Here is a 25,720-nt window from a genome sequence, read left to right on the forward strand (position 1 = left end):
TTGGCTAATTGTAGCGGCGTATCACAGACTTTTCGCTAAAAATCATTCATTTTCGCAACCAAAAGTCTTTAAACGTGGTACTATATAGGATAATATCATGGTATAGCGACTCGGGACAGGGGGACCACGATGAAATACTTCATCATTCCAATTATTATACTCATCATACTAACAACAATCGCTTTCTTATTCAGACGCAAACATCTTCAAGAAATCAACCGGTTGGAACAAGAAAAGCTACAGATTCAACATAAACCGATTTTAGAAGAGCTGACGAAAGTGAAACAATTGAATATGACGGGTGAAACCGAGGAGAAATTCGAACGCTGGCGCAGTGAATGGACAGAAGTGATGGATGTACATATGCCGACAATTGATTCACTATTATTCGATGTGGAAGATGCAGTCGACCGATTCCGTTTCGGAAAAGCAACAGCGATCGAAAAAGAAATTCGGGAAAAAACCCAATTTTGCGATAAAAAAATGAATGACATTTTGTATGAACTAAACGAATTAGTCGGCAGTGAAGAGAAAAATCGGATTGAAATTGAACAATTGAAAGACCAGTATCGTGCTGCGAGAAAGACCGTTCTTGCGCATCAACATTCATTTGGTAAGACGGCAGATCCGCTTGATAAGGAATTAGAATCCTTTAATCCGAAATTGAATGAATACGACGAGTTAACCGCAAATGGCAATTATCTGCTTGCGCGGGAAATCGTGATTTCATTGTCTGAACAAGGAAATCGATTATTTACACTTATTCATGACATTCCAACACTATTGACAGAGCTGCAACATAAAATTCCGACGACCATCCGCGAACTCCGAAACGGTGTACGCGAAATGGAAGATAACGCTTATTACTTAGGGCATCTCGAATTGCCAAAGCATTTTGCTGCTATTGAGGCCGAACTGGAAGAGATGCTAGTAAAAATGGTGGAACTTAAAATTGAACCGATTCAACAGCGAACAATCGAATTGAACGATTGGATCGATTCGTTTTATGATGCACTGGAGAATGAAGTAAATGCAAAACATTATGTCGATGAACACTATGAGGAGATTGCGGAGCAATTAACCAACCTAATCGCTGTGACGAAAGATACTTTAAACGAAGCGATTTTCGTTCAACAAAGTTATCGACTAGACGAGAAAGAAGCGCAAATTCCACAAGTAGCACTGAAAAAAATAACGGCAATCGATCAGCGTTTTGAAGTGCTGACAGCCCGATTTGAGGATCAGCTTTCTGCTTACTCAGGTTTACAGGATGAATTGCAAAGTATTACTGAAGAGTTGGAACAAATTGCGGATGAACGGGAAAGTTTTGCGAACCGTCTGAAAAACTTACGTATCAATGAAAATAATGTGCGTGAAAAACTGGACGAATTATCTCGAAACTTACAAAATATTGAACGGAAGCTGCATAGAGGGAATATTCCAGGCATTCCAGATGATATGGAGGCACATCTTGAAGAAGCGGATGAGCAGATTTATATCGTGACGCAAAGTTTACAGGAAGTCCCTCTTAACATGTTTGTTGTCGATTCATACTTGGAGAATGCACAAAAAGCAGTGGATGATGTTAGCGTGAAAGTCGAAGAGTTACTTGAAAATGTCATGCTTATTGAATGGATTATTCAATATGGTAATCGATATCGAACGTCTAATCCGGAAATTCATGCACGTCTTTTGGAAGCCGAAGAATCGTTTATGCAGTTCCGTTACGCGAAAGCATTAGAAGAGGCGGCAACGGCAGTTGAAGAATTAGAACCAGGTGCGATGAAGCGCATCGAGGAACTTGTGAAAGAGCATGCTTAACTTGAATCAGAAGGAATTCCTTCGAGTTAGATGCCATTACACAGGGACGCAATAGATGATTGATGATGGAAAAACAGCCACCAGCATGATTGTTGCAGGTGGCTTTGTCACGCTTATCTTTCTTCAGCACTCTGTTGAAGAAAGATAAGCACCTCCGGACGCAATTACGCCTTGGCGTAATTGATGATACGGCAAGTGAAAGGATGGTACGAATGATTTATTTAGACAACAGTGCGACGACGGCACCTGATGAGGGTGTATTGACGTCGTTTTTAGAAGTGAATAGACGTTTTTATGCAAATCCAGCTTCGATTCATCTCGCAGGTAAGCAAACAGAGTCGTTGTTAGAAAAGTCGAGGCAGCAAATTTTGTCGATTGTCGGTGCGCTTGATGGAGAGGTGATCTTTACCTCTGGGGGAACTGAATCGAATAATTTAGCGGTAATTGGCTTTGCACAAGCATTTCGCACAAGAGGTAATCATATTATTACGACCGAAATTGAGCATCCATCCGTCCTGCGTGCTATGGAATATTTGGAAATGCAAGGCTTTGAAGTGGATTATTTAGCGGTAGATAAGCAAGGAATGATTTCGCTCGATGAGTTGGAAAACAAGCTACGCAAGGAAACGATTTTGGTGAGCATCATGCATGTCAACAACGAGATTGGCACTGTTCAACCGATTGCTGCCTGTGCACGCTTGATCCGGGAAAAGACGCGAGCTGTATTTCATTCTGATACGGTTCAAAGCTTTGGAAAACTGCCTGTTTCATTAAAGGATACAGGCTTAGATGCGATTACGATTTCAGCACATAAAATAAATGGCTTGAAAGGATCGGGTGCTTTAATTGTAAGAAAAGGCGTGAAACCAGTGGCTGTTAACTTTGGTGGCGGTCAAGAACAAGGACTGAGGAGCGGTACGGTAGCTGTTCCGAACGCGGTAGCACTTGCAAAAGCGATGCGAATTACTGCGAGAGACGAAGAGCATGTTGTTTTTAAGCAGTGGAGAAATCGACTTGTTGATTTTATGAAGCAGTATGAGGATATTTTAGTGTTAGCTCCTGACAAGGCCGCACCGCATATTTTATCCATCGCTTTTTATAAAATAAAAGGTGAGGTAGCTGTGAATTATTTTCAGGAAAATGGCATTACGGTTTCGACCTCAAGTGCCTGTTCATCGAAAAGTGGGACAGCAGGACATGTGATTGAAGCAATTAGAGTACCTGAAAAATTTAAAAATGGCGTCATTCGCATTAGTTTCGGAGAAAATAATGTAGAGCAACATATCGTGAAATTGGAGCAAGTATGTGCGCAGTTTATGGAACTGCTTGGAAGGGGAAATCAGTAATGGAGTGGAACGAGTTATTAATTCGATATGGTGAAATTTCTTTAAAGGGGCGGAATCGCAATGTCTTTGTGCGAAAACTGCGTAACAATATAAAAGATGCATTAAGTGATTTACAAACAGTTGTCATTAAGCCTGAGCGCGATCGCATGTTTTTATATGCGGATGACCCAAATGACATGAAAGAAGCGATTGCAAGGCTGCCGCAAATTTTTGGTATCCAGTCGTTCAGTCCTGTTGCAAAATGTGAGGCATCTTTAGACGCGATAAAAGAAACGGCGCTTGCTGTAATTGGCGCAGATGAAACAGCGGGAAAAACATTTAAAGTTGAAATACGACGAACGGACAAATCATTCCCACTTGTGACAAGCGAGTTGCAACAGGAAATTGGAGCGCATGTATTGCGTAGTTTTCCGGAACTCGGCGTTAAGATGAAGAAACCGGACATTTTGTTGAATGTGGAAATTCGAAGTGAAGGTGCTTTCTTGACAGCAAAAGTGCATAAAGGCGCAGGTGGAATGCCAGTTGGTTCGAATGGACATTCGATTCTAATGTTATCTGGTGGGATCGACAGTCCGGTTGCGGGGTATTTAATGATGAAACGCGGCGTATCGATCGACGCAATTCACTTTGCAAGCCCACCGTTTACAAGTGAATTGGCACAAAAGAAAGTGATGGATCTTGCGGAAAAACTCAGTACATTTGGAGCGGCAGTTCGCTTACATGTCATTCCGTTTACTGAAATTCAGCAAACAATTGTTCAGAACGTGCCGGATAATGTGTCCATGACGACGACGCGCAGAATTATGTTGCAAATTGCAGATAAGGTTCGTGCGGAACAAGGAGCACTTGCGATTGTGACAGGTGAAAGCTTAGGACAAGTGGCAAGTCAAACGTTGGAGAGTTTAACGGCTATTAATGCAGTGACATCTACGCCAATTTTACGCCCGCTCATTGCGACAGATAAACTTGAAATTATTGACATTGCTCAAAAAATTGGCACATACGATATCTCGATTAGACCATATGAAGATTGCTGTACAATCTTCTCGCCGTCTAATCCGAAAACGAAACCAAAGCTTGAAAAAGTCGTGTATTATGAAAGCTTTTCTGACTTCGAGCCGATGATTGAAGAAGCGGTTGAAAAACGGACGATTATTGAGTTACCATTACAGCCGAAAGATGATTTTGAAGACTTACTGTAAGCGTTGAAAAAATTACCAATCAACCTTCTGCATGAATTTAAGGATGCTGCGCATTCTATATGCACAAGGAGGTGACACACAATGCCAAACAGTAATAATTCAAATCAACTTGTCGTTCCAGGTGTGAAACAAGCACTTGACCAAATGAAGAACGAAATTGCCAACGAATTTGGTGTACAAATGGGGCCAGACGCTACATCGCGTGCCAACGGATCCGTCGGCGGAGAAATTACAAAGCGATTAGTGCGTCAGGCACAGCAACAAATGAACGGATATCCTAAAAAATAAATACAACAAAAATGCTGTTCCGATGAATTTTTCGGGGCAGCATTTTTGTTTTGTGAATGTTATGCTAATCGATTTGGGTGAATTTCTTAATATTCCCTTTTAGAATTCTACATGAATTTCGGATAATGGCACATTCTATATGCACAAGGAGGTGACACACAATGCCAAACAACGGGAATTCAAATCAACTTGTCGTTCCAGGTGTGAAACAAGCACTTGACCAAATGAAGAACGAAATTGCCAACGAATTTGGTGTGCAAATGGGGCCAGATGCTACATCGCGTGCTAACGGCTCTGTCGGTGGTGAAATTACGAAACGATTAGTGCGTCAAGCGCAACAACAAATGAATGGTCGTCAATCATAACATAAACATGCAGTACTCCAACCGAGCTTGTTGTTTAACAGTATAAGCAAAGTCGTATGCATTTAAACGACTACAGCTCAAATGGTGTAAATTTCCTGAGTGGAATATGCATGGATTTACGATTGCGGCACATTCTATATGCACAAGGAGGTGACACACAATGCCAAACAGCGGAAATTCAAATCAACTTGTCGTTCCAGGTGTGAAACAAGCACTTGACCAAATGAAGAACGAAATTGCTAGCGAATTTGGAGTGCAACTTGGACCAGACGCTACATCGCGTGCCAACGGATCCGTCGGCGGAGAAATTACAAAGCGATTAGTACGTCAGGCTCAACAGCAAATGAACGGTTACCAAAAATAAATAATCATTTGAAAAGCTGTTCCAGAAATTTTCTGGGGCGGCTTTTCACATTTTTATTGTTGGCAATCAGTATTTTGGGGGTAGGAAAAAGTTGTTATTCAACCTTTTCTAAACTCATGAATGATCTTGGAAGCATTGCCGGATCTAATTAACACATGTGATAATTGTTTCCAGAAGAATCAAACTATTATTGAAATGACAATTAGTTTTGAATTGTCGGAAGAATTTTTGTATAATGATAAAGAGAGAAAAGGGGGATTTTTATGAATCGTGAACAATTAATTGCGCCTAAGCAGTACAATCTTGTGAGTGAATTCGAAAAGTATGCAACTGGGGAGAAAAAGAAAGCGCTTATTTATGTGAATGGACAAGGGGAAAAAAAAGAAATTACATATGATGAATTAATGGAGTCAGCGAATAGGGTCGCAAATGTTTTTACGTCGAATGGACTTCAAAAAGGAGACGTTGTCCTTGTAATGGTACCAAGACTGATTGAGGCATATGTGACGTATATCGGGGCACTAAAAGCGGGATTAGTGGTCATTCCGAGCTCTGAGATGCTGCGTCCATCTGATATTGAATATCGTTTAGCGCATAGTCATGCAAAGGCTATTATCGCTTTTGAAGCGTTTACAGAGCAGTTTAACGAAGTGAGTAATATGGGGGATGTTGAACTTTTTGTCATCGGAAAAGCAAAAGAGGGACAACTGTCATTGACAGAGTTAATGGCAGCTGCATCGGCAGATTTTATTGCACCTGAAACGAAAAGCGCGGATATGGCGTTCCTATCCTATACCTCAGGTACTACAGGTAAACCAAAAGGAGTCGTTCATACACATGGCTGGGGCTATGCGCATCTTCGTACAGCAAGCGCAAACTGGCTTGGCATAGAAGAAGGAGATGTTGTATGGGCCACGGCCGCACCAGGATGGCAGAAATGGATATGGTCACCGTTTTTATCCGTCCTTGGCAGTGGTGCAACGGGCCTTGTCTATGATGGGAAATTTGATGTGACAACTTATTTGGAATCGATCAAGACTTACCAGGTTAATGTATTATGTTGTACCCCAACGGAGTATCGCTTCATGGCAAAGGCAGAGAAGTTAGAAACATATGACCTCTCATCTATTCGCAGCGCGGTTTCAGCGGGCGAGCCGCTGAATCGTGAAGTCATTGATATTTTCGATAAAACGTTTGGACTTCAGGTACGGGATGGCTATGGACAAACGGAAAATACGTTGCTAGTTGGAACAATGCTTGGAATGGAAGCTAGGCCGGGATCGATGGGGAAACCGACACCTGGAAATCGAGTCGAGATCATTGATGATGAGGGACATCCGGCGGTAGTTGGAGAGGTTGGCGATATCGCTGTACACGTGTCGACACCAGCTTTGTTTAGAGAATATTTAAGTGATCCTGAACGTACGAAAATGCAATTCCGTGGCGAATATTATGTAACGGGAGACCGTGCGCGAATGGACGAGGATGGCTATTTCTGGTTCGAGGGTCGCGGTGACGACATTATTATTAGTTCCGGCTATACAATCGGACCATTTGAGGTAGAGGATGCGTTGACTAAGCATCCAGCGGTTCGCGAATGTGCGGTCGTCGCAAGTCCGGATGCAGTTCGTGGTAATATTGTGAAAGCATTTATTGTATTACGAGAGCCGGTCCGTCAAACGGAAGAAGGACTTGTGAAAGATTTACAAGAACATGTGAAAACATTGACAGCGCCTTATAAATACCCACGTAAAATTGAGTTTGTGGATGAATTGCCGAAGACGGCATCTGGAAAAATTATGCGTGTAGAATTGAGAAGACAAGAACAGTAAGCGTTGTAGTAAGCAGACCGCCTTTGTGAGACGGAGTATTCCGAACTTATAAAGGCGGTTGTTTTATTTGAAAGGAGGAATCATTTATGCAAATGGAGAAAAGTGGAGTCCTTTGGGCGGGGGGCTCGTATATTATTTGGGGATTCATGCCGATTTATTGGAAAATTCTTGAGCATGTCACAAGTGTTGAAATTTTACTAAGTCGTGTTGTTTGGGCATTTATTTTGACGTTGCTACTGGTTCTTCTGATGAGGCATGGCCGTTATTTGAAGGAGGATTTACAAACGTTATGGCGTTCACAGCGCAACTTTTGGGGATTATTTTGTGCATCTGCACTCGTTTCAACGAATTGGTTTATGTACATATGGGCGGTTAACCATGGATATATCGTTCAAACAAGCCTCGGATACTATATGAATCCGTTAATATCTGTATTACTCGGCGTTATTTTCTTGAAGGAAAAGCTATCAGGTGCACAAAAAATCGCCTTTTTACTGGCGGCAACTGGCGTTACGATTTTAACGTTGTCATATGGTGTGTTTCCGTGGCTTGCATTTGTACTTGCAGCGACGTTCGCTGTATATGGATTACTAAAAAAGCAGATTAAACTAGATGCGCTTCGAGGGATGACAATTGAAACATTGTTCATAACACCGTTTGCTTTAATGTATTATATATGGCTATTTGTTGATGGACGTGCTGTTTTTTTTCATGCTGATGTGAAGACAGATATTCTCCTGATTTTGACGGGCGTGGCCACAGCATTGCCGCTCGTGATGTATGCAAAAGGCGTTCAACGCATCCCGTTGTATATGGCTGGCTTTTTACAGTATATTGCACCAACGATTATGCTATTCCTTGGTGTTATTGTGTATCATGAAACGTTCGGGAAAATCGATTTATTATCCTTCTCATTCATTTGGTCTGCCTTATTATTATTTACAGCATCGAAAGTGTTGGAAGTACTGAAAGCTAAGAAAAATAATCTTTCTGAAGAACCGATATAAATTGAAACATTTTAAGGGGAAGGAACGTATAGAATGAGGTAGTGAAAAAAGGAGGAATTTGCAATGACTATGAAACGATGGATCGCAATCATCGTAGCGGCGGCACTTGTTTTTGTTTCAGTAGGTGTCAATTCAATATCGTACATATTTACAAGGGATTTTAACAGTGTATTCGAAGACATGATGGCAACGTCTTCGGGATATAATGAAATGGTTTTAGAAGAAGGGAAGGGAAGCGATCGGATTGCAGTGCTGACATTAGACGGTATCATCCAAGACCTGGGCGGCAGTGCTTCAATTTTTCAACCAGCAGGGTACGATCATCAATTTTTCATGAGTCAGTTAAATATGATTTTGGAAGATGATACGGTAAAAGGTGTTGTGTTGAAAGTGAATTCGCCAGGTGGCGGAGTTGTGGAGTCGGCAGAGATTTATGATGCGCTTCGTACAATCCAGCTTGAAAGGGAAATTCCACTATATGTATCGATGGGTGGGATGGCCGCATCGGGTGGTTATTATGTAGCAGCGCCAGCCGAGAAGATTTTCGTTAATCATGAAACGATTACAGGTTCTATTGGTGTCATTATGGAAAGCATGAACTATGCGGGACTTGCTGAAAAGTACGGTATCGAATTTAACACGATTAAAACAGGGCCCTATAAAGATATTATGAGTGCGTCTCGTCCGATGAAAGAGGAAGAACGTGCAATGCTTGAGGACATGATTGGAGATTCGTATGAACGTTTTGTAGATATTATTGAAGAGGGCCGGAATATGACGGAAGCCGAAGTGAAACAAGTTGCAGACGGCCGAATCATGAATGGTCGACAAGCAATTGAAGCAGGACTAGCGGATGACTATGGCAAGGCGGCTGACGTAATTGAAGCGATGAAACAAGATTTTGAACTGCAAAATGCAACCGTCTTTGAGTATACGACAATGGATAGCTGGAGCTCATTGTTGGGTGTGAAGGTAGGCAACCTTGTCGGTAGAAATGTTGAATCCGAATTGATTGGTAAGTTGCTATCTGATTACAATGCGCCGCGAATGATGTATTTATATGGTGAAAGATAAGGGGGAATTGTCTGTGTCGGAGCATATTGAACAACAGCTGAATTTAGCGAAAGATTCCGTTGCCATACAGTCAGCTCAACAGTATGAGTCTGTTCAAGTAGAGCGTTTTCGGACGAAGTATGCCGGTTTTTGGACGCGTTTTTGGGCGTTTACAATTGACCTTCTTGTCCTATCTGCAATTAGTGGGATTGTCATTAAACCATTATTTAGAGTAGTGGGTATTGAAATAACGAACCCTTCCTTTTTCTTTTTTAGTACCTATAAACTAACTGCGCTGTTCTTGTTCTTGCTATATTTTATGTTGATGACCAAGTTTTTGAAGCAGACGGTCGGCAAGATGATTATGGGTATTAGGGTAGAAGCGAAGGATGGCAAGCCGTTGACATGGGGAACTGTGCTTTTCCGTGAAGGCATCGGACGTTTTATATCGAAAATGCTTGTGATTCCTTATTTACTTGTCATTTTTATGCCGAAAAAAGAGGCGTTGCATGATTTGTTTGCAGATACGGTCGTTGTGCATGAGCATACGTATGAAAAAGAGGTGCAGCTAGGTTATCGACAAGCTGAGGGTCAACAGTTGCAAGAAGGGACAATCGTTTAGTAAGATAAGTATAGAAAAGGGGGCGTCTTACATGGCTAACGTTACATTCAAGAATAATCCTGTTACATTGCTTGGTAAAGAAGTTGCAGTAGGTGATACGGCACCAGAATTTACAGTGCTTGCAAATGATTTGAGCCCAGTTACACTGGCTGATTCAAAAGGGAAAATCCGGTTAATCAGTGTCATTCCTTCAATTGATACGGGTGTTTGTTCTGTTCAAACACGTAAGTTCAATGAAGAGGCTGCGTCACTTGGGGAAGATGTCCAAGTATTGACGATTTCTGCGGATTTGCCATTTGCACAAGCAAGATGGTGTGCTGCTGAGGGTATTGAAAATGTGCAAACATTGTCTGATCACCGTGATTTATCATTTGGGGAAGCATATGGTACAATTATTCAAGAACTTCGCCTATTGGCACGCTCAATCTTTGTTATCGACAAAGATGATAAAGTGACATATGTTCAATATGTGAGTGAAAACACGGATCATCCAGATTACGAAAAAGCAATTGAAGCAGTTAAAGCACTTACAAACTAATTATGAAAACCCACTCGGAAACGGGTGGGTTTTATCGATAGAGGGATTATAAATGACGACGAATACAGAAAAAATCTTTACATTCATTGATACATACGCGCAATCTAAGGAAGGATTATACCTTGAAGCAATTATTGAAGCATGTGAAAAGTGGCTACAAGGTGATATCCAGCCTGAGTTATCTGAAACGGTGACGAAAGAAGAGATTCGAAGAGGGATTCAACTGGCAATATTAAAAGGGATGAAGCAACATGCGCAACCGCATCATCAAATGACACCCGATTCAATCGGTATGTTGATTGGTCATATCGCTGGGAAATTGGCTGCGGGTCAACAAGATTTAACATTGTTGGATCCTGCTGCGGGTACGGGTAACTTACTCTACACGGCAATGAATGTGATCGGAAATAATGTGACAGCGACAGCAGTTGAAATTGATGATATTCTTGTTCGATTATCAGCAGTTACCGCGGAATTGTTGGAGCATCCTTTGACATTTTATGTACAAGATGCGCTTCGCCCGCTACTCGTGGATCCGGTTGATATTACAGTGAGTGATTTACCCGTTGGATTTTATCCAGATGATGACAATGCGGTGAATTTTGAATTAGTGCCTGCCGAAGGGCATGCCTATTCACATCATTTATTCATTGAACAATCGATGAATCACACAAAAGCAGGGGGCTATGGGGTATTCGTTGTGCCAGCGAATTTATTCGATTCTGAGCAGGCGGCATCTTTGCATCCGTATTTGAAAACGCGCACAATTATTCGTGCGGTTATTCAGTTACCAGATTCTTTATTCAAAAATACGGCACATGCCAAAAGTATTTTAGTGCTCCAAAAGCCTGTTGAAGGCGTAGTGAAAGCGACACCGGATGTACTACTTGCAAAAGTGCCATCTATGACGGATAGGCATGCTATGGCATTATTCCTACAGAAAATTGATATGTGGGTTGCGGAATCGTAATGCCCTGAACTATCAATTATGCCTTGGTGTAATTGCGTCCAGATTTTTTTCGAGCTCGGGGCCTACAGGAAGTAGGTCATGCAACCGTTGCCGCAGGACGCGGCGAACTTAGGTTGCCTTCCAAAGCTCCTCTAAAAAATCTGTGACATCCGCCGGAGGCTTTATCTTCGTTCAGCCGATGTTTGAACACCTACTGAACAGAAAAACAAAACCGTATTCATCTCGCCACTTATCGAGGTGGAAGTTTTCTGCTGAATGAAGATTAAATGAAAAAGGTCGCCCTCTCATCGAATGATGAGCGGGGCGACCTTTTTTGTGTCCATTAATCTTCTTCTGGTGTACGTACAACGAGTACGTCGCATTTTGCAGAGCGTACGATGTTTTCAGAGACACTACCGATTAAGAAACGTTCAACTGTATTGAGCCCTGTTGCTCCACAGATAATTAGATCGGCATTGAGTTTTTTAGAAAGGTCACGTGAAATCATTGTTTTAGGTGAACCGTATTCCACAATGACATTGACATGATGTAAGCCTGCTTTTTCAGCTTCTGTTTTGTAATCATTGAGTAGTTCTTCTGCAAATTTTTGTGCGCGTTCTGCAATTGAGCGGTCATAGGCTTCAACAGCAGCATAAGAGCGTGTATCAATAATATTAATCAAGTTTAGTGTTGCGTCATTTCGTCCAGCGATTGCTACCGCTTTTTTGAAAGCCCATTCAGATTCTTTTGATCCATCCACAGCTACGAGAATTTGTTTATACACTAGTGTCATGTGTCCCCACTCCATTTCTTAATTTGGTATATTGATTACTTCTATTAAGAAGAGTAGAAATCCTTTTATTTGTTGGAAAATGTAACAGAGAAATTTGTAAATTCGACAAAATTGTTACACGTTATATGAAACCGTTTGCAGTTTTTTTTCTAATTTGTCATCTGAATATTCGGCGAATAAAAAAAGTGCAGTCAAAATGATTTTTATCTGATAAGATTGAATCTAGCTTGACCTGTATGAATAATATTCGGAAAGGTCAACGAATTTAATATACTTTATTTAGGGGGATTTATAATGCTTATTGGTGTTCCAAAAGAAGTTAAAAATAATGAAAATCGTGTGGCAATGACGCCGGCGGGAGTTTTTAACTTAAAATCATCTGGTCATGAAGTACTTATCGAAACGGGCGCAGGTCTTGGCTCAAGCTTTACGGATGAAGATTATATCCAAGCAGGTGCGAAAATTGTTGCTACGGCAGCGGAAGCTTGGAATGCTGATATGGTTATGAAAGTTAAAGAACCCATTGCTTCAGAATATGGCTATTTCAAAGAAGGGCAAATTCTATTCACATACTTGCACCTCGCACCTGAAGTAGAATTGACGAAAGCATTGCTTGATAAAAAAGTAGTTGGAATCGCTTACGAAACAGTACAGCTTCCAAACAATTCATTACCACTACTCGCACCAATGAGTGAAGTTGCAGGTCGTATGGCAACACAAATCGGTGCGCAATATTTACAACAAATCAATGGTGGTAAAGGAATTCTATTAAGCGGCGTACCAGGCGTTTCACGCGGTAATGTAGTCGTTATCGGTGGTGGACAAGCTGGAGCGAACGCAGCTCGTATCGCAGTTGGTATGGGTGCAAAAGTAACTGTGCTTGACTTGTCAGTAGATCGTCTTCGTTACCTAGACGAAATCTTTGGCAATGACATTCAAACACTTGTATCAAATCCATTCAACATTGCTGAATCTGTGAAAAATGCAGATCTAGTTGTGGGTGCGGTATTGATTCCAGGAGCAAAAGCACCGAAACTTGTTTCAGAAGATATGGTTAAGTCGATGAAACCAGGATCTGTTCTTGTGGACATCGCAATTGACCAAGGTGGTATTTTTGCAACATCTGATCGTATCACTACACATGATGAGCCAACGTATGTAAAACACGGCGTTGTACATTACGCAGTAGCGAACATGCCAGGTGCAGTTCCACAAACATCTACAACTGCTCTAACGAACGTTACAGTACCTTACGCACTTCAAATTGCGAACAAAGGTTATAAACAAGCATGCCTAGACAACGTTCCACTTCAAAAAGGAATCAACACGTTGGACGGCCATGTCACATATAAAGCTGTAGCAGACGCTCAAGGTCTTGAGTATGTATCAGCTGAAACATTATTGAACCGATAATTAAGAAAAGCGTAAGCGCCTTGGTAGGCGCTAAAATTCTGTTCCTAAGTAATAAAAAATGCTGTCCGCACTTAATCGCGGGCAGCATTTTTATCTTTATGGTTGAATAATTTGCAACTCTTTTGGGAATTTCGTTAATACTTCTACGCCGTCAGCCGTTACGACAACGTCATCTTCAATGCGAACACCTGTGATTTCAGGATGGTAAATACCCGGTTCGATTGTAAAGACCATGCCTTCTTCGAGAGCAAGTTCGTTTGTTCCTGTGACAGAAGGGAACTCATGGACCGAAATGCCAAGACCGTGACCGACGCGATGTGTAAAGTATTGGCCATATCCTGCATCCTCAATGACATCTCTTGCGGCTTTATCGATAGCCATTGCTTGTACGCCGGGGCGAACGAAGTCAACTGCCGCTTGCTCTGCTTGTCTAACTGTCTCATAAATTTTGCGCATATCTTCTGAAGGTTCACCGAATGCAACTGTTCGTGTAATGTCAGAACAATAGCCGTTATAAACAACACCCAAATCGAACAAAATGAAATCACCTTGTTGAATTTTACGATCACCAGGTGTGCCATGTGGTGAAGCTGTTTTAGGACCGGATAACACCATTGTATCGAACGCCATTTTCTCCGCGCCTTTTTTCTTCATTTCAAATTCAATCGCCATGAGGATTTCTAATTCGGTTTTTCCTTCGGCGATTTCCCTGCACCCTACTTCAATGGCATAATCAGCTAATGCTGCTGCTTTGCGTAAGTTGTCGAGCTCGTCCTCACTTTTAATATTTCGCATAGTGTTTAATTGTTCGTCCAGTCGAGTGAATGTAGCACCTTCGAATAATTGCTCCATACGTTCCAATCGCTCCACTGTTAAGTGTGATTTTTCAATGGTGATGGATGTAGGAAGTGCACCGCGACTTTGTACGGCTTTCAACACGATGTCCCAAGCATCTTCTGTATCGGCATGTCCGACGACTTCATAAGCCCATCCTGTTGCTTTGACATCAGGTATTTCCATAAATGGGCAAATGATGAACGGTTCCGCGTCTTTGAATACCATGACACCAAGCAGACGTTCATGGGGATTGCTTTGGAACCCCGTTACGTAAAATACATTATCAGGTGTAGTAATGAATGCCGCATCTACATTTGTGTTGCGTAAATACTGTTGGATCTCTTTAACTTTACTCAATTCAACAACCTCCTATTCGACTACTATCATCATAACAAAAAAGAGGGTTTTTGGGTTAGATATCGAAGTTTGTTTTATCAGATAAAAATGGAGGGATTATTTGCTATGCAAATTTCATATCATGGACATTCTATCGTCAAAATACAAACAGGAAAGACAACGATTTTAATTGACCCATTTATAACGGGTAATAAGCTAACGGATTTAGTGGCGGTAGATGAAAAGCCGGACGTTATTTTATTGACACATGGTCATAATGATCATGTAGGAGACACGGTAGCGATTGCAAAGGAATGTGACGCACTTGTCGTTGCACCTAATGAGCTTGCGATTTATTTAGGCTGGCAAGGAGTCAGAACGCATGGAATGAATATTGGGGGTTCATGTCAATTTGATTTTGGAACGGTGAAATATACACAAGCATTCCATAGTTCATCATATACGACGGATGAGCAAGAGATTATTTATACGGGGATGCCAGCAGGGATTTTACTGACTGCTGAAGGGAAAACAATCTATCATGCAGGGGACACGTCGTTATTTGGTGATATGGAGCTGATTGGAAAGCGTCATGCGATTGATGTTGCCTTTGTTCCGATTGGCGATAATTTTACGATGGGACCAGAAGATGCCGCATATGCGGTTGAATTGCTTAAACCGAGCTTAACTGTACCAGTGCATTTTAATACATTTCCACCGATTGAACAGGATCCAGAAACGTTTAAAGCACTTGTCGAAAAATATGAAGTGAAGATTATGGCGGCAGGAGATACATTGGAATTATAAGCAGTGACATTTGCACGGGCAAAAGAGTGCTGTGCGCTTTCCCATGCACTTTGTGGTAAAATAGCCATAAGGTCATGAAAGAGAAAAGGTGAAGAGATGTCGACTAAACATGAATTGATATTACGATATATCGAAGGACTTGCTGTCGGTGAGAAAATATCGGTTCGCCAAGTTGCGAAGGCACTGTCTGTCAGCGATGGGACAGCTTATCGGGCTATTAAGGAAGCGGAAAATCAGAAACTTGTTAATACGATTGAACGTGTTGGTACAATTAGAATTGAAAAAAAGAAAAAAGAGAATATTGAACGATTGACGTATGCAGAAGTGATTAATATTGTCGATGGGCTTGTCCTTGGCGGTCGTGGCGGTTTGCATAAAACCTTGACGAAGTTTGTCATAGGGGCTATGCAGCTTGATGATATGATGCGTTACATTGACGCCGGCAGTCTACTGATTGTTGGAAATAGGCTAAAAGCGCATGAAACGGCGTTGTTGGCTGGAGCGGCTGTCCTCGTGACAGGTGGTTTTGATGCAACGGATGAGGTTAAAAAATTAGCAGATGAACTGGAGTTGCCGGTCATTTCAACGAGCTATGATACATTTACAGTTGCGACGATGTTGAATCGGGCTATCTATGACCAGCTGATTGAAAAGGAAATTTTGCTTGTTGAAGATATTTTGACGCCTTTATCGGAAACAATCACTTTGTCTACGAAAGATCAAGTTGCTCATTTCAATGAGGTAAATGCCCAAACAGCGCATTCTGGATATCCTGTTATTGAGAAAAGTGGGAAACTTGTAGGGATTATCACTTCGCGTGATGCGGTTGGCAAGTCCGATACAGAACTGATTTCAAAGGTTATGACCCAACGATTAATTACCGTCACAGGGAAAACGAGTGTTGCATCAGCGGGTCATAGCATGATTTGGGAAGGCATAGATCTATTACCGGTTGTGACAGATTCAGGGGCGTTAGAGGGCATTATTAGCCGGCAAGACGTATTAAAAGCGTTACAGTCGGCTCAACGTCAACCGCAACAAGGGGAAACGATTGATGACATTGTTAAAAAGCAAATGAAAGTTGTTGAAGGCCCGCCACAATCCATTGAATTCACGGTTATCCCTCAAATGACGAATCAGTTTGGGTCCTTATCGTATGGTGCTCTGACAACATTGCTGACAGAGGCGGGTAATCGGGTTATTAAAACGCATAAACGCGGTGAAAGTGTCCCGGAAAATATGACATTATATTTTATCAAACATGTTCAGCTAGGGAGTATTGTCACCGTAGAACCTCGTATTTTACATATGAGTCGTCGTTTTGTAAAAGTCGATTTCGATATTTTCACAGAAGGCGAACTCGTCGCCAAAGCGATGTTCATGTATCAAATGTTTGAGAGGTAGTCAAGAAAAGGGGGAAGGCGCCCGAAACAGCTTATGACCCGAGCAGCTGGCACCTGAAGCCTAGACAATAACAAAAGCGCAAGGCATAAATGAAAAAACTGATGCACGATAAGTGCATCAGTCTTCGTTCAGAGTCGTTTCTTCATCAACAAAACGTCTATAATGTTTATAAGCACGATAATTAAAAATCAGTACGAATGCGCCGAGTAAAATAAATACGGCCGCAATCACGTAGGTCGCGACATCTTTAAATAGGAGTAGCTGATTGAGTCCGAAAAACAACAGCAAACCACCAAGAGACGAGCCGGCCATGCTGGCGTACATTTTTTTACGAATCGGGAATACGTAGCGAGTACGGAACTGGCGAGTTTTAAAATATAAATAAAAGACCCCAGAAGCGATGATGAAAAAGACGAAAATAAGGTTTAACACGTTCACGATAAAAGCCCTCCATTGACTACAGCACTACTTTCATTGTAGCGGCTTTTACATGAGATTGCGACCGGAATATACAGAAGCCTGGAGGAAAAGGAAATGAGAAGACAAATCATCGACACAATTGAAAAATACAATCGGATTATTATTCATCGACATGTAAGGCCTGATCCAGATGCATATGGCTCCCAAATGGGGCTAAAAGAATTGTTGCAAGCAAATTATCCAGAGAAGGAAGTATATGCAGCGGGTACGCACGAAGAATCACTTACATATTTGGCTGTTCCAGATCAAGTTGACCGTTTACTTTACGAAGGGGCACTGGTCATTATTACGGATACAGGAAATACGGAACGTATCGATGGTGAGCATTATATGGCAGGCGATTTACGCATTAAAATCGATCATCACCCTGATGCGGACCCATACGGTGACGTGAAATGGGTAGATACGACCTCGAGTTCCACTTCAGAAATGATTTATTCTCTATTTGAAGAGGGGCAGGAGCATGATGGTTGGAAGATGACGACAGCTGCTGCAAGATTATTATTTGCAGGAATTGTCGGTGATACGGGGCGTTTCATGTTCCCAAGTACGACAGAGCAGACATTTGAAGTGGCGAGTAATTTGATTAAATTTGACTTTGATCGCTCGGAACTGTTTGCAGGTATGTATGAAGTGAAACGGGAATTGCTTCATCTTAAGGGATATATTTATCAGCACTTTACGATGGATGAAAATGGAGCTGCCTTTGTTAAAATCGATAAAGCAATACTGGAACAATTTGGTGTAACGGCTTCTGATACATCTCAACTTGTTGGTGCATTGGGAGACGTCAATGGGATTTGTGCCTGGACGATTTTTATCGAAGAAGAGGATCAAATCCGTGTAAGACTGCGTTCGAAAGGACCGGTTATTAACCAATTGGCCGCTGAATTTGGAGGCGGAGGGCATCCACTCGCCTCAGGGGCATCTGTGCATTCGTGGGAAGAGGCGGATGAGGTTATTGCGAAGTTAAAACAATTATGTATGTAAAAAGATGGGCGGAGGGATTGCATTGACACTTGTCTATCCGCAAATAGTGACTGGCGCAGACTTGCTGCGTGGCATTATAAAATTGGACCAATTAGCCCCACTTCTGCAAAGGAGAGGGGCTATGTCCGTTGCGATAGTAGATTCAAAGCTGTATGGCATTCGTTCGTTTTATAAGGTGATGACGAAATACGGCATACATCCTGTAATGGGTTTGAGTATCCATTTGGAAACGGGCGATGGAGAGGGCGTCTTGCTCTATATTTATGCCAAAGATGACGAGGGATTCCGTAACTTACTGAAAATGAGTAGTGCGATTGCTGTGAGAGATTCTGAAACACTTCCCTTACAATGGCTTAAAGCGTATCAATCAGGCTGTGTCATTGTTTGTCCTATGACGGATAGAACATGGGACAACAAGCAGCACGAAGACTTGTGTAGACGTTTAGTTGAAGTTTGTAGTAGGTCGACCATCATGGTAGGCATTGATCGGCCGAATGGACGCAAACATCAGGACGAAATGAAAATTGAAACAATCGCAAACGCTGTAAACCTCCCGATTGTTGCCTGCCATGAATCTCGTTATCTGGGGAAAGAGGATGCTTTTGCGTATGAGGTAGCAGAAGCCATTCGGAGTGGTTATAAGTTGACAGATCCAGCTCGCCCTAAATTCCAACACCAAGCTGCGTATATTCCTGAGGAACAAGAGATACAAATGTGGTTTGCGGATCGACCAGAATGGTTAACAAATATGGCAGAGATGTTGTTAGCATGCAATGCAGCACCGCCACCAAGTCAACTGCGCATGCCGATTTTCCCAGTACCTGCAGGCGAGACGGCGCAGTCCGTCTTGAAACGCAATAGTATAGCGGGACTCAAACAACGGCTGGGACATTTACCAGAAGCCTATATGGATCGACTTCAATATGAAATAACAGTCATCAGTGACATGGGCTTTGCCGATTATTTTCTCATTGTTGAAGATTTTATGCGCTATGCAGCAGAGCAACAGATTTTAACGGGACCTGGTAGGGGGTCATCCGCGGGTTCGCTCGTTGCCTTTGCGCTGCATATTACAGATGTCGACCCTATTAAATACGGTCTTATTTTTGAACGATTTTTAAATCCCGGACGTGTCACTATGCCGGATATTGATATCGATTTTGCAGATGATCGCCGGGCTGAGGTTATCGATTATGTGGCTGGAAAATACGGGAAGGCATATGTGGCGCAAATTATTACGTTTGGGACATTGTCTACGAAATCTGTTGCCCGAAATGTCGCCCGGGTTTTTGATTTTACAAATGAGGAAATGGCATTTCTCTCAAGAGAAATTGCAAATAGTTCAGGGCGGACACTCGAAGAAGCTGTAGCTCAATCGAAGGTACTGCGTGAATGGATGGCAATGGAGCCGGCACGGAAGAGGTGGTTCGATGCGGCATTAGCACTTGAAGGGTTACCGCGCAATGCGTCTACACATGCTGCGGGGGTGCTATTATCGCCAATACCACTTGTGGAAGTTGTGCCACTCCAAAATGGGGGAGACGATGTCTATTTAACGCAGTGGCCAATGGGAGATGTAGAAGAGCAAGGTTTGTTGAAGATGGATTTTCTTGGTTTGCGTAATTTAACCTTGCTAGATCGGATTCAAGCAATGATTGCCTACGATAAAGGGATTCGGTTAGATTTTGGAAAGATTCCATTGAATGATGAAAAGACCTATCAGCTTTTTCAAGTTGGAGATATGACAGGCATTTTCCAATTTGAATCGGCTGGAATGCGCGAGGCACTTAGATTGATTCGACCGAGTCGATTTGAAGACATCTTTGCCATCAATGCGTTATATCGACCAGGACCTATGGAGAATATTCCGCTGTACAGTCGCCGAAAAAATGATCGGGAGCCTATCGTGTATAGTCACCCTTTACTTGAGCCGATTTTATCAGAAACGTACGGTGTAATTGTCTATCAGGAGCAAATTATGCAAATTGCGGTGCAGGTGGCCGGATTTACGATGGCGGAAGCCGATTTGTTAAGGCGAGCGGTTGGCAAGAAGAAACGGGAAATTCTTCAGCAAGAACGCATTCATTTTACACAAAGTGCGGTGGACAACGGTTTTCCTGAAACTGTGGCAGTTGAGATTTATGATCTGATTATCAAATTTGCGGATTACGGATTTCCGAAAAGCCATGCCGTCGCGTATTCGCTTATTTCTTATCGACTGGCTTTTTTGAAAGCCAATGAACCCGCCTATTTTTACGCAGCATTGCTGTCATCTACGACAGGAAATGCAGATAAGACAATGGAGTTATTGCGAGAGATTAAGACAAAGGGGATTCAATTGCTCCCGCCATCTGTTAGGCATAGCAAGTATATGTATACGGTCGAGAAGGGGGCGATTCGGATTGGGCTGGGCGCGATTAGAGGGATTACACCGACTTTTTACAATGCTGTAAAGGATGTAAGGAAAGAGACGGGAGCTTGGAAAACACTATTTGATATGGCGGTGGCTCTTGGTGTGGATTTTTTTACAGAGAAATCGATTCGTCCGCTTATTAAAGCCGGTGCCCTTGATATGTATGGCCAATCTCGCGCTGTTCTTTTTGCCTCGATTGATGCTGCAATCGCACATGCACTCTTTCTCCGACCGGATGATGGAGATGACTTATTCAGTGACGTCTTGAGCTCCATTGCAAGCCCTAAGTATTCACCGGGGGCAGTGTTGTCTAGGATGACCATCTTGGAGTACGAAAGGGAAGTGCTTGGTTTCTATCTGTCAGAACACCCTGCAATGGAAGCAAAAAAATCACTAGGCGGCGGATTCAGTGATATTTCCTTGATTGGGACAATGGCGGATCGGGGAAATGTGAAAATTGTCGGTTTGATTCGGGATATTAAGCGTATTCGTACGAAAAAAGGGGAAGAGATGGCGTTTGTGACGATTCAAGACGAGACCGGCGATATTTCTTGTACCTTTTTCCCGAAACACTATACGACTTCGAGTAGTCATCTGGTTGAAATGGCGATGATTCAACTTGAGGGAGTTGTTGAACATCGTAGAGGAAAGCCACAAATACTCGTCCACCAAACAAAACCTCTTTAAAAACCTATAAGAAACAGCCCTTTCTCGTATATACCTATACGAGAAAGGGCTGTTTGAAGCGATTTTATGAATGAACGACTTCTTTGCGTTGTTGTGATTCATTATTTTTATCCGTGTTAGTAGTATTTTTGCTATTGTTATCTTGAGTATTTCCTTTTACTTTGGCTTTTTCTTTTGCTTCTTCTCTATTTTCAATTGCTTGACTAATTTTGGCTAGTATAAAGGTTACGAGTACGGCAAAAAGCACTAATCCATAATAACCAGCACCGATTCCAATGCCTACTCCACCAGCAAAAAAAACCATCGCCGCTGTCGTTAATCCCGTAATGCGTAACCCATCTTTCATAATTAACCCTGCGCCCAAAAAGCCTAAGCCTGATACGATTTGTGCGGCAAGACGCATAGGATCCACACGATTATTAATATTCGTGCTACCGAATTGTTCTGCGCTATATATGGAGACAAGAGTAATGAGTGTACAGGATACGCAAACAAATGTAAATGTTTTTAAACCAGCTGGTTTGTTCTTGGCAGATCGATCCCACCCTAAGAACATTCCTAGAAGCGCGCTAATCAAAATGCGTAAATATATCTCCAAGTTTTGAACTATTTGTTCTTCATAAAAAACCCCTAGTTGATCCATTCCCAATTCCTCCTTTGTAGACAAGTCGTTCGCTTATCTCTTGGAGAACTCATCCTTTTATCATTTAACTTTCTGTATTTTCATCGTTTGCAACTAACCATTTAATAGTATGTTCTTCTAAAAAAGTCCCCCAATTCTCGGGGGGATTGCTATCAGAAACCACGATATCTATATCCTCAAATGGAGCCATCTTATAATGTGTGCGTTTGTTAATCTTTGTATGGTCTATAAGTAAAATGTTTTTATTCGAATGCTCGATAAGCTTTTTAGTGACCATTCCTTTGGAAATATCATAACTGGTTACGCCTGAGTGTGTAGAAAGACCGTCTGCTGCAATAAAAAATTTATCGACATGAATATTATTTAACATTTCTAATGTGAGTTCTCCAGCTATTCTATGGTGGGTTGTGTTGACTTCGCCACCAAGCATAATAATTTTGCCTGAAAATAAGTTTTGAGCCATTAGATCAATTAATACAGTGAGAGAATTAAGTGATGAAGTAATGATTGTTAAATTTTTTTTATCTTTAAGCTTTCTAGCTAATCGAAGGGGGGTACTTCCTTCATCGATTGCAATCACATCGTTATCGTTAATCAAAGTAACAGCCATTTTACCGATTTTTTCTTTGCCGTCTTGGTTAATAATTTCTCTTTCTAAGGCAGGAGGTTCATTGTTAAAGAATGCGGGATTAATAGCTCCTCCATAAACCTTTTTCAATTTCTCTTCTTGTTCTAAGTCATTTAAATAATTACGAATGGTTTCGGTAGAGACCTTTAAAATAACGGCAAGGTCTTTTACTTTTACCTTGCCATCATTTTCAAGTAACTCAAGAATTTTTCTTTTTCGATCTATACTTGCTAATGACAATTAAATCCACCTCACGATTTGTGATATGCTATTGTTTATTCCTATAATCAATTGACCTCTGGCGGAATTGTGTAGAGACTTTTTCGAGCTTTGGGCTTACACGACGCAGGTCATGTAACCGTACTTAGACCGCCTTCATTAGCTCCTTTTAAAAAATCTGTAGCACCCGCCAGAGGCTTAACTTGAATCAGCAAATGTCTTTGTACTGAAAGCGGAGCGGTAGTTCTAGAAAGTCCGGACTCTTGCTGAATCAAGTTAAATAAACTAGCAATCTTCATTTAATTATAAGGAATAGTAATAGGGGACACAAGTATCGTCTTTTCTAAAGGTTTTATCAAACGAGACTTTTCCAATAACTACTCTCTTCAATTGCTGTTAAGAGGTCGTTCACTTTTTTAGGTGTAACCGCTCCGATGTTTCCAATTCGGAATGTGTCGAGGTTCGTGACTTTACCTGGATAAATCACAAAGCCTTTTGTTTTCAAACGACTATAGAATTCTGCAAACGTAAAGCTATCCGCATCCGGGAAGTTGAAAGATGTAATGATAGGTGATTGGTTTTCGTCTGATAATAGCGTTGTAAAGCCTAGTTTACGCATGCCTTCCACAAGTGTACGTTGGTTATCGCGGTAGCGAGCAGCACGTGCGGCAACACCGCCTTCTTCTTGCAATTCTTTCAGTGCTTGGGCAAAGGCGCGAACAACATGAGTAGGGGACGTGAAACGCCATTTGCCGTTATTTTCCTCCATCGTTTTCCACTGGTTATACAAATCGAGTGATAGTGAACGTGCATTGCCACCGCATTTTTCGAATTCTTCTTTGTTGACGATGATAAAGCCGAAGCCAGGGACCCCTTCAATACATTTGTTGGCACTACTGATCAAATAATGAACCCCAAGTTGGTCAATATCCATTTCAATGCCACCAAAACTACTCATCGCATCCAAAATAAAAATGCGGTTATGCTTCTTCACAACCTCACTGACTTTTTCAATCGGATTGAGGCGTCCAGTAGTTGTTTCACAATGGACGACAGCGACATGTGTAATGCCTTTATCTGCTGCTAATGTATGATCTAGTTCATCGATATCTGGATCAGACACTTCACCGCTATCGAGCATAACCGTTTCAATGTTTAACATTTCAGCAATTTCACCAATCCGATAACCGTACGCTCCGTTGCCAATGACAAGGAGCTTACCATCACGAGGAATCGCTGTGCCAATGACGGATTCTACGCTGAATGTTCCGCTTCCTTGCATGAGAACCGTTGAATACTTTTCTGTGTTTGTCGTAGCGAGTTGAATCAGATCTTTACGAATGCCTTGCACGATATTATTGTATTCATCATCCCATGTGCACCAGTCTTTCATCATTGCGAGTCGGACAGTGTCACTTGTTGTAAGAGGGCCTGGTGTTAGCAATAGGTATGGATTATTAGTAGATTCAATGTTTGACATGAGAAATCATCCTTTCAATTGTAGGCAAATTTTTATTTTGTAAAGCTAGTAATCAATTGGTTTATCTACTATCAAACTGGGCTCTTCCAATAACTGCTCTCTTCAATTGCTGTTAAGAGGTCGTTCACTTTTTCTGGTGTAACTGCTCCGATGTTTCCAATTCGGAATGTGTCGAGGTTCGTGACTTTACCTGGATAAATCACAAAGCCTTTTGTTTTCAAACGACTATAGAATTCTGCAAACGTAAAGCTATCCGCATCCGGGAAGTTGAAAGATGTAATGATAGGTGATTGGTTTTCGTCTGATAATAGCGTTGTAAAGCCTAGTTTGCGCATGCCTTCCACAAGTGTACGTTGGTTATCGCGGTAGCGAGCAGCACGTGCGGCAACACCGCCTTCTTCTTGCAATTCTTTCAGTGCTTGGGCAAAGGCACGAACAACATGAGTAGGGGACGTGAAACGCCATTTTCCGTTATTTTCCTCCATTGTTTTCCACTGGTTATACAAATCGAGTGATAGTGAACGTGCATTGCCACCACATTTTTCGAATTCATCTTTGTTGACGATGATAAAGCCGAAGCCAGGGACCCCTTCAATACATTTGTTGGCACTACTGATCAAATAATGAACCCCAAGTTGGTCAATATCCATTTCAATGCCACCAAAACTACTCATCGCATCCAAAATAAAAATGCGGTTATGCTTCTTCACAACCCCACTGACTTTTTCAATCGGATTGAGGCGTCCAGTAGTTGTTTCGCAATGGACGACAGCGACATGTGTAATGCCTTTATCTGCTGCTAATGTACGATCTAGTTCATCGATATCTGGATCAGACACTTCACCGCTATCGAGCATAACCGTTTCAATGTTTAACATTTCAGCAATTTCACCAATCCGATAACCGTACGCTCCGTTGCCAATGACAAGTAGCTTACCATCACGAGGAATCGCTGTGCCAATGACGGATTCTACGCTGAATGTCCCGCTTCCTTGCATGAGAACCGTTGAATACTTTTCCGTGTTTGTCGTAGCGAGTTGAATCAGATCTTTACGAATGCCTTGCACGATATTATTGTATTCATCATCCCATGTGCACCAGTCTTTCATCATTGCGAGTCGGACAGTGTCACTTGTTGTAAGAGGGCCTGGTGTTAGCAATAGGTATGGATTGTTAGTAGATTCAATGTTTGACATGAGAAAT

Annotated in this window: 24 protein-coding genes; 17 read left to right on the plus strand and 7 right to left on the minus strand. The window is 41.9% G+C overall.

Translation table 11 applies throughout. The features are described 5' to 3' along the window. Nucleotides 1-129 precede the first annotated feature (129 nt). From ezrA to MKY34_RS11475, 12 genes are all read left to right on the plus strand, one after another. The gene (ezrA, locus tag MKY34_RS11420; RefSeq protein WP_342510632.1) at nt 130-1,821 is read left to right on the plus strand and encodes a septation ring formation regulator EzrA; all 1,692 of its coding nucleotides are present in this window, start codon (nt 130-132) and stop codon (nt 1,819-1,821) included. A gap of 212 nt (nt 1,822-2,033) precedes the next feature. After that, nucleotides 2,034-3,167, plus strand: coding sequence for a cysteine desulfurase family protein (locus tag MKY34_RS11425; RefSeq protein WP_342510634.1), 1,134 nt, complete (start codon nt 2,034-2,036; stop codon nt 3,165-3,167). After that, nucleotides 3,167-4,369, plus strand: a complete 1,203-nt coding sequence (gene thiI / locus MKY34_RS11430; RefSeq protein ID WP_342510636.1) for a tRNA uracil 4-sulfurtransferase ThiI — start codon at nt 3,167-3,169, stop codon at nt 4,367-4,369. Before MKY34_RS11425 ends, thiI begins: the two co-directional genes overlap by 1 nt. Before the next feature lie 81 nt (nt 4,370-4,450). After that, nucleotides 4,451-4,657 carry an alpha/beta-type small acid-soluble spore protein gene (locus tag MKY34_RS11435; RefSeq protein WP_342510638.1) on the plus strand — a complete coding sequence of 69 codons (207 nt, stop codon included), beginning with the start codon at nt 4,451-4,453 and terminating at the stop codon, nt 4,655-4,657. A gap of 161 nt (nt 4,658-4,818) precedes the next feature. Further along, a complete protein-coding gene (locus MKY34_RS11440; RefSeq protein ID WP_342510642.1) occupies nt 4,819-5,022 on the plus strand; it encodes an alpha/beta-type small acid-soluble spore protein in 204 nt (67 codons plus the stop codon). A 160-nt stretch (nt 5,023-5,182) separates the two neighbouring features. Further along, complete coding sequence (locus MKY34_RS11445; RefSeq protein WP_342510645.1) at nt 5,183-5,386, plus strand: alpha/beta-type small acid-soluble spore protein; 204 nt, start codon at nt 5,183-5,185, stop codon at nt 5,384-5,386. A 263-nt stretch (nt 5,387-5,649) separates the two neighbouring features. Continuing rightward, complete coding sequence (locus MKY34_RS11450) at nt 5,650-7,218, plus strand: acyl--CoA ligase (protein ID WP_342510647.1); 1,569 nt, start codon at nt 5,650-5,652, stop codon at nt 7,216-7,218. Nucleotides 7,219-7,304: 86 nt separating this feature from the next. Beyond that, complete coding sequence (gene rarD / locus MKY34_RS11455) at nt 7,305-8,225, plus strand: EamA family transporter RarD (protein ID WP_342510649.1); 921 nt, start codon at nt 7,305-7,307, stop codon at nt 8,223-8,225. A 63-nt stretch (nt 8,226-8,288) separates the two neighbouring features. Then, complete coding sequence (sppA, locus tag MKY34_RS11460; RefSeq protein ID WP_342510651.1) at nt 8,289-9,299, plus strand: signal peptide peptidase SppA; 1,011 nt, start codon at nt 8,289-8,291, stop codon at nt 9,297-9,299. A 13-nt stretch (nt 9,300-9,312) separates the two neighbouring features. Continuing rightward, nucleotides 9,313-9,900 (plus strand): RDD family protein, encoded by a 588-nt coding sequence (locus MKY34_RS11465; protein ID WP_342510653.1) that lies wholly within the window; start codon nt 9,313-9,315, stop codon nt 9,898-9,900. A gap of 31 nt (nt 9,901-9,931) precedes the next feature. After that, nucleotides 9,932-10,438 carry a thiol peroxidase gene (gene tpx / locus MKY34_RS11470; RefSeq protein ID WP_342510655.1) on the plus strand — a complete coding sequence of 169 codons (507 nt, stop codon included), beginning with the start codon at nt 9,932-9,934 and terminating at the stop codon, nt 10,436-10,438. A 52-nt stretch (nt 10,439-10,490) separates the two neighbouring features. After that, nucleotides 10,491-11,408, plus strand: a complete 918-nt coding sequence (locus tag MKY34_RS11475) for a class I SAM-dependent methyltransferase (RefSeq protein ID WP_342510657.1) — start codon at nt 10,491-10,493, stop codon at nt 11,406-11,408. A gap of 322 nt (nt 11,409-11,730) precedes the next feature. Here MKY34_RS11475 and MKY34_RS11480 read toward each other — a convergent pair whose 3' ends face one another. Continuing rightward, nucleotides 11,731-12,180: a universal stress protein gene (locus MKY34_RS11480; RefSeq protein ID WP_342510659.1), complete on the minus strand. Its 450-nt coding sequence runs from the start codon at nt 12,178-12,180 to the stop codon at nt 11,731-11,733. Nucleotides 12,181-12,474: 294 nt separating this feature from the next. On the opposite strand from MKY34_RS11480, the gene ald reads away from it, so the two are divergent. Continuing rightward, nucleotides 12,475-13,593 carry an alanine dehydrogenase gene (gene ald / locus MKY34_RS11485; RefSeq protein WP_342510662.1) on the plus strand — a complete coding sequence of 373 codons (1,119 nt, stop codon included), beginning with the start codon at nt 12,475-12,477 and terminating at the stop codon, nt 13,591-13,593. Nucleotides 13,594-13,689: 96 nt separating this feature from the next. On the opposite strand, the gene MKY34_RS11490 is transcribed toward ald, so the two are convergent. Further along, the gene (locus tag MKY34_RS11490) at nt 13,690-14,787 is read right to left on the minus strand and encodes a Xaa-Pro peptidase family protein (protein WP_342510663.1); all 1,098 of its coding nucleotides are present in this window, start codon (nt 14,785-14,787) and stop codon (nt 13,690-13,692) included. Between the two features lie 105 nt (nt 14,788-14,892). On the opposite strand from MKY34_RS11490, the gene MKY34_RS11495 reads away from it, so the two are divergent. Continuing rightward, nucleotides 14,893-15,573, plus strand: coding sequence for a metal-dependent hydrolase (locus MKY34_RS11495; protein ID WP_342510665.1), 681 nt, complete (start codon nt 14,893-14,895; stop codon nt 15,571-15,573). A gap of 96 nt (nt 15,574-15,669) precedes the next feature. Then, a complete protein-coding gene (locus MKY34_RS11500; protein WP_342510667.1) occupies nt 15,670-16,977 on the plus strand; it encodes a DRTGG domain-containing protein in 1,308 nt (435 codons plus the stop codon). Nucleotides 16,978-17,094: 117 nt separating this feature from the next. Here MKY34_RS11500 and MKY34_RS11505 read toward each other — a convergent pair whose 3' ends face one another. Beyond that, nucleotides 17,095-17,415, minus strand: a complete 321-nt coding sequence (locus MKY34_RS11505) for a YtpI family protein (RefSeq protein WP_342510668.1) — start codon at nt 17,413-17,415, stop codon at nt 17,095-17,097. A gap of 96 nt (nt 17,416-17,511) precedes the next feature. Here MKY34_RS11505 and MKY34_RS11510 point away from each other — a divergent pair, with 96 nt between their 5' ends. Together MKY34_RS11510 and dnaE are read left to right on the plus strand one after the other, a co-directional pair. Further along, on the plus strand, nt 17,512-18,447 hold the full coding sequence (locus tag MKY34_RS11510; protein WP_342510670.1) for a bifunctional oligoribonuclease/PAP phosphatase NrnA: 936 nt from the start codon (nt 17,512-17,514) through the stop codon (nt 18,445-18,447). 22 nt (nt 18,448-18,469) lie between these two features. Continuing rightward, nucleotides 18,470-21,547, plus strand: coding sequence for a DNA polymerase III subunit alpha (gene dnaE / locus MKY34_RS11515; protein WP_342510672.1), 3,078 nt, complete (start codon nt 18,470-18,472; stop codon nt 21,545-21,547). A gap of 64 nt (nt 21,548-21,611) precedes the next feature. Here dnaE and MKY34_RS11520 read toward each other — a convergent pair whose 3' ends face one another. The 4 genes from MKY34_RS11520 to phnW (MKY34_RS11535) all read right to left on the minus strand — a co-directional run bounded on the left by MKY34_RS11520 (nt 21,612) and on the right by phnW (MKY34_RS11535) (nt 25,713). Continuing rightward, on the minus strand, nt 21,612-22,190 hold the full coding sequence (locus MKY34_RS11520) for an MgtC/SapB family protein (protein WP_342510673.1): 579 nt from the start codon (nt 22,188-22,190) through the stop codon (nt 21,612-21,614). Nucleotides 22,191-22,254: 64 nt separating this feature from the next. Next, nucleotides 22,255-23,058 carry a DeoR/GlpR family DNA-binding transcription regulator gene (locus tag MKY34_RS11525; protein ID WP_342510676.1) on the minus strand — a complete coding sequence of 268 codons (804 nt, stop codon included), beginning with the start codon at nt 23,056-23,058 and terminating at the stop codon, nt 22,255-22,257. 334 nt (nt 23,059-23,392) lie between these two features. After that, on the minus strand, nt 23,393-24,517 hold the full coding sequence (gene phnW / locus MKY34_RS11530) for a 2-aminoethylphosphonate--pyruvate transaminase (RefSeq protein WP_342510678.1): 1,125 nt from the start codon (nt 24,515-24,517) through the stop codon (nt 23,393-23,395). 71 nt (nt 24,518-24,588) lie between these two features. Then, nucleotides 24,589-25,713 carry a 2-aminoethylphosphonate--pyruvate transaminase gene (gene phnW, locus MKY34_RS11535; RefSeq protein ID WP_342510680.1) on the minus strand — a complete coding sequence of 375 codons (1,125 nt, stop codon included), beginning with the start codon at nt 25,711-25,713 and terminating at the stop codon, nt 24,589-24,591. Nucleotides 25,714-25,720: the final 7 nt, after the last annotated feature.

Source organism: Sporosarcina sp. FSL K6-1522, from assembly GCF_038622445.1.
In the GTDB taxonomy this organism is placed as follows: domain Bacteria; phylum Bacillota; class Bacilli; order Bacillales_A; family Planococcaceae; genus Sporosarcina.

Excerpts from the sequence above, each read along its gene's own strand:
- thiI (WP_342510636.1), top strand. The coding sequence starts at position 3,167 with ATGGAGTGGAACGAGTTATTAATTCGATATGGTGAAATTTCTTTAAAG.
- ezrA (WP_342510632.1), top strand. The coding sequence starts at position 130 with ATGAAATACTTCATCATTCCAATTATTATACTCATCATACTAACAACA.
- MKY34_RS11510 (WP_342510670.1), top strand. The coding sequence starts at position 17,512 with ATGAGAAGACAAATCATCGACACAATTGAAAAATACAATCGGATTATT.
- MKY34_RS11475 (WP_342510657.1), top strand. The coding sequence starts at position 10,491 with ATGACGACGAATACAGAAAAAATCTTTACATTCATTGATACATACGCG.
- ald (WP_342510662.1), top strand. The coding sequence starts at position 12,475 with ATGCTTATTGGTGTTCCAAAAGAAGTTAAAAATAATGAAAATCGTGTG.
- MKY34_RS11425 (WP_342510634.1), top strand. The coding sequence starts at position 2,034 with ATGATTTATTTAGACAACAGTGCGACGACGGCACCTGATGAGGGTGTA.
- phnW (WP_342510680.1), bottom strand. The coding sequence starts at position 25,713 with ATGTCAAACATTGAATCTACTAACAATCCATACCTATTGCTAACACCA.
- MKY34_RS11435 (WP_342510638.1), top strand. The coding sequence starts at position 4,451 with ATGCCAAACAGTAATAATTCAAATCAACTTGTCGTTCCAGGTGTGAAA.
- rarD (WP_342510649.1), top strand. The coding sequence starts at position 7,305 with ATGCAAATGGAGAAAAGTGGAGTCCTTTGGGCGGGGGGCTCGTATATT.
- MKY34_RS11445 (WP_342510645.1), top strand. The coding sequence starts at position 5,183 with ATGCCAAACAGCGGAAATTCAAATCAACTTGTCGTTCCAGGTGTGAAA.
- MKY34_RS11520 (WP_342510673.1), bottom strand. The coding sequence starts at position 22,190 with ATGGATCAACTAGGGGTTTTTTATGAAGAACAAATAGTTCAAAACTTG.
- phnW (WP_342510678.1), bottom strand. The coding sequence starts at position 24,517 with ATGTCAAACATTGAATCTACTAATAATCCATACCTATTGCTAACACCA.
- MKY34_RS11440 (WP_342510642.1), top strand. The coding sequence starts at position 4,819 with ATGCCAAACAACGGGAATTCAAATCAACTTGTCGTTCCAGGTGTGAAA.
- MKY34_RS11500 (WP_342510667.1), top strand. The coding sequence starts at position 15,670 with ATGTCGACTAAACATGAATTGATATTACGATATATCGAAGGACTTGCT.
- tpx (WP_342510655.1), top strand. The coding sequence starts at position 9,932 with ATGGCTAACGTTACATTCAAGAATAATCCTGTTACATTGCTTGGTAAA.
- MKY34_RS11450 (WP_342510647.1), top strand. The coding sequence starts at position 5,650 with ATGAATCGTGAACAATTAATTGCGCCTAAGCAGTACAATCTTGTGAGT.
- MKY34_RS11495 (WP_342510665.1), top strand. The coding sequence starts at position 14,893 with ATGCAAATTTCATATCATGGACATTCTATCGTCAAAATACAAACAGGA.
- MKY34_RS11480 (WP_342510659.1), bottom strand. The coding sequence starts at position 12,180 with ATGACACTAGTGTATAAACAAATTCTCGTAGCTGTGGATGGATCAAAA.
- sppA (WP_342510651.1), top strand. The coding sequence starts at position 8,289 with ATGACTATGAAACGATGGATCGCAATCATCGTAGCGGCGGCACTTGTT.